The organism is Mesorhizobium sp. M7D.F.Ca.US.004.03.1.1, assembly GCF_003998635.1.
In the GTDB taxonomy this organism is placed as follows: domain Bacteria; phylum Pseudomonadota; class Alphaproteobacteria; order Rhizobiales; family Rhizobiaceae; genus Mesorhizobium; species Mesorhizobium loti.
Window position 1 is genome coordinate 1 of record NZ_RZQG01000601.1, and the last position, 3736, is coordinate 3736.

Here is a 3736-nt window from a genome sequence, read left to right on the forward strand (position 1 = left end):
GCCCACCACGCAACGTCGTTGACCAGCGCCGCGGCGGCCTGGTTCAGGTGCTCGAGATCTTCGAGCTTCTTCTCGCCCTGGCGGACGGCGAGGAAATCGCCCCAGGCGATATGGACGGCCGACTTGACCGGCGCCATCTGCAATTCGACCGCATGAAGGCGCAGCTGTTCGACGGCGCGGGCGCCACCGACGCTGCCATAGCCGACAAAGCCGGCCGGCTTCTTGTTCCATTCGTTGGCGGCGTAGTCGATGGCGTTCTTCAGCACGGCCGTCGGGCCATGATTGTATTCGGCGGCGGTGAAGATGAAGCCATCGAATTCGGCGACCTTCTTCTGCCAGCGCTGTGCCACTTCGTTCTGCGACGGTGCCCAGGCGGAGGATGCGACCTCGTCGAAGAAGGGCAGCGGGAAGTCGCGCAGGTCGACGACTTCCACGTTGATGTCGGCATGTGACTTGGCGATCTTGGCGATCCATTCGGTCGGCACATCGGCGAAGCGCGCAGCACGCGTCGAACCGATGATGATGGCGATCTTGGGTTTTGACATGGGGGCTCTCCTTGCAAGTAAAGCTGGTATCGTTTGGATACCGGCGCTATATGAGATACTGTCAACTCGAGAAGCAAGGAGGCACCTTTTTGTTACTGAGGCACCCGCACCGCACCGAGGACTGCCGCGCCATCTCGGAAATCCTGCAGCGCGTCGGCGACAAATGGACCGTTCTGGTGGTCGGCAAGCTGGGCGACGGACCGCTGCGTTTCAACGAATTGCGTGCCGCGGTCGGCGGCATTTCACAGAAGATGCTGACCACCACCTTGCGCGGGCTGGAGCGCGACGGCTTCGTCACCCGCACCGTGTTCCCGACCATTCCGCCACGTGTCGACTATGAGCTGACCGAGCTCGGTCACGAGCTGCTGATCCCGGTCAGCGCGCTGGGCGAATGGGCGCGCAAGAACACCACGCGCGTCAAGGCGGCGCGCGAAAAATTCGACGGCATGCATGCCTGAAACCCTTGCATGGCAAGGAATCCGGAGTTTCGCGGTGAGCGAAATTGCCTGACGACAGGTGAATTCGTGGTTCTCTAAACGAGGCCTATCAACTTTGTCTTGCGGTGCCTAAGGTCGACCAACACGCGCGCCACTCTGCCGACGATAATCGCATACCAAAGGCGGCCATTTCAGGCTCTTGGCGCCATGACTTCGCAAGGCGCCGGGCTGCAGATCGCGCATGTCGCGGCTGGCTCCCTGACGCCCACATTGCCATGCGAGCAGACGGTGCGCGGAAGGTCTTCTTTGACTTCGGCATAGGCGGTCACGCCAAGCAGGCAGACCAAGGCGACCAGGGCTGCCACAAGCCAGCCGTTCAGCATATGTTGACGCATTGTCTCCCCTCCGACGCCCGCACAATCGGGCCTGGAGGCAACCGTTGGATGTCGCGAAAAGCGCCTCCCGCACGGACGCTGTTACAAATGGCCGATCTTGGGAGAAACGGCTTCCGTCAGCCTTCGGCGGGAACCGCTTTCGGCTTGCCCTCGCCGTCCAGCGCCACCATGACGAAATCGGCGTGGGTGACCTTTTCCATCAGGTCGGAGAGGTAGCGCTGCGCCCAGGCTTCGACCTTGAGCGTCATCGAGGTGCGGCCGACGCGCTCGACATGGGTGTAGATACACAGCGTGTCGCCGATCTTCATCGGCTTGGCGAACGACATCTCTTTGACCGCCGCCGTCACCACGCGGCCCTTGGCGCGCTCGGCGGCCCGGATGCCGCAGGCCAGATCCATCTGCGCCATCACCCAGCCGCCAAAAATGTCACCGGCCGCATTGGCATCCGAAGGCATGGCCAGCGTGCGCAGCGTCAGATCGCCGAGCGGCCGTCCTTCAGCGTACTGCACCATGGGGAAAATCCTTCGAAAGCGGTTGCCCTCGATCCCGTATCGTCACGGCGCCGACAGGTCAACGCGCCTCTGCCGACTGTACCCCCTGTGAAGGTTCGCCTGGCCGCTAAAAGTAACGCTCGAGGTTCGTGCGAATGCGATCGAGCACGGTATCCCCGGAAACATCAGGAGAGAATTTCCTGCCCGTGATCGCCTCATAGGCTTGCGCATAGACCCTGGAGGCCTGTTCGACGATCTCGTCGGGTATTTTGGGGATCGGGTCGCTGTAAGGATCACACCGCGCCGAGACCCACGAGCGGATGAAATCCTTGTCGAAGCTCTCCGGCCGGCTGCCGCTGGCGAGTGCCTGTCCGTAACTCTTGGCGATCCAGTACCGGCTGCTGTCCGGGGTGTGGATTTCGTCGGCAAGAATGATGGTCCCGTTCTTGTCGGTGCCGAATTCGTATTTCGTGTCGGCGAGGATCAGGCCGCGCTCAGTGGCACGTTGCTGGCCACGGGCGAACAGCCGCAAGGCGTAGCCGGACACGGTGTCCCACTGCGCCTGCGTGAGAAGACCCTGGTCAAGGATCTCGGCCCTGGACAGCGGCTCGTCATGGCCGCCATGCGCAGCCTTGCTGGTTGGCGTGATGATCGGTTCGGCCAGCTTTTCATTGTCGCGCAGGCCATCCGGCAGGCGGATGCCATACATGTCGCGGTCACCGCGCCGGTACCGGGTCAGGATCGAGGTGCTGGTGGTTCCCGCCAGATAACCGCGCACGACGATCTCCACCGGCAGGATGTCGAGCCTTGTGCCGACGACGACGTTCGGGTCGGGGTATTCGAGAACATGGTTGGGGCAGATATCGGCGGTGTCCTCGAACCAGTAGCGCGCCGTCTGGGTGAGAATCTCTCCCTTGTACGGGATCGAGGTCAGGATGGTGTCGAAGGCACTGAGGCGGTCAGTGGCGATGATGATGCGCCTGCCATCCGCCAGGTCGTAATTTTCGCGGACCTTGCCGCTGTAGTGACCCGGCAGTTCGGGAATGAAAGCATCCGACAGGACACGCATATGATTTCCTGCCTTCCGCAGAGTGGCCAGAGCATGATTCCGAAAAGTTGCAGACTTTTCGGAAAAAATCATGCGCCAAAATAATGCCATCGCATAGGCTGTCGGGCCGGTGCATATCAAGCGCGATTGTCGGGAATCCCCGCAAACCCGACCAGTTGGACGGTCGCTTTTTTCACAACTGATGCCGGATGGCGCGGCGACGCGGTCAACCCGTCGCGTCTAGGCTGCAGCCAGATTTCCGGAGCCGCTCATTTCAATCATGCAGACCTATGATTTCATCATCGTCGGCTCCGGCTCGGCCGGCTCGGTCCTGGCTGACAAACTGTCGGCCTCGGGGCGCTTCTCGGTGCTGGTGCTAGAGGCCGGCGGCACCGACCGCCGCTTCTACGTGCAGATGCCGCTTGGCTACGGCAAGACCTTCTTCGATCCTGATGTCAACTGGAACTACAAGGCCGAGCCGGACCCGGGGCTCGCCGGCAATGCCGACCACTGGCCGCGCGGCAAGCTGCTCGGCGGTTCGAGCTCGATCAACGCCATGGTCTGGATCAGGGGCGCGCGCGAGGACTTCGATGCCTGGGCGGCTGCCGGCAATCCCGGCTGGGCCTATGACGACCTGCTGCCCGCCTTCAAGGCGCTCGAGGACAATCAGGCCGGCGCCGATGCATGGCGCGGCACGGGGGGCCCGCTGCATGTCACCGACTGTTCAAACGCCGTCCATCCACTGACCAAACGCTATCTCGCCGCCGGCCAGCAGGCCGGCCTGCCGCTCAATCCGGATTTCAATGGCGCTGCCCAGGAA

The 3736-nt window shown here is 62.4% G+C and carries 6 protein-coding genes; 2 read left to right on the plus strand and 4 right to left on the minus strand.

Annotation, left to right across the window (positions count from 1 at the left end):
* On the minus strand, positions 1-545 hold a 545-nt coding region (locus EN935_RS26180; protein WP_164771344.1), incomplete at its 3' end, for an NADPH-dependent FMN reductase.
* A gap of 89 nt (positions 546-634) precedes the next feature.
* Here EN935_RS26180 and EN935_RS26185 point away from each other — a divergent pair.
* Entirely contained in the window at positions 635-1003 is a 369-nt protein-coding gene (locus EN935_RS26185; protein ID WP_164548758.1) for a helix-turn-helix domain-containing protein, read from the plus strand.
* Positions 1004-1173: 170 nt separating this feature from the next.
* Here EN935_RS26185 and EN935_RS26190 read toward each other — a convergent pair whose 3' ends face one another.
* From EN935_RS26190 to EN935_RS26200, 3 genes are all read right to left on the minus strand, one after another.
* Positions 1174-1377 (minus strand): hypothetical protein, encoded by a 204-nt coding sequence (locus tag EN935_RS26190; protein WP_126070132.1) that lies wholly within the window; start codon positions 1375-1377, stop codon positions 1174-1176.
* Between the two features lie 116 nt (positions 1378-1493).
* Positions 1494-1889 (minus strand): acyl-CoA thioesterase, encoded by a 396-nt coding sequence (locus tag EN935_RS26195; RefSeq protein WP_056595507.1) that lies wholly within the window; start codon positions 1887-1889, stop codon positions 1494-1496.
* A 106-nt stretch (positions 1890-1995) separates the two neighbouring features.
* On the minus strand, positions 1996-2937 hold the full coding sequence (locus EN935_RS26200; RefSeq protein WP_109659868.1) for a phosphoribosylaminoimidazolesuccinocarboxamide synthase: 942 nt from the start codon (positions 2935-2937) through the stop codon (positions 1996-1998).
* Between the two features lie 259 nt (positions 2938-3196).
* Here EN935_RS26200 and EN935_RS26205 point away from each other — a divergent pair.
* On the plus strand, positions 3197-3736 hold a 540-nt coding region (locus tag EN935_RS26205; RefSeq protein WP_206534569.1), incomplete at its 3' end, for a GMC family oxidoreductase N-terminal domain-containing protein.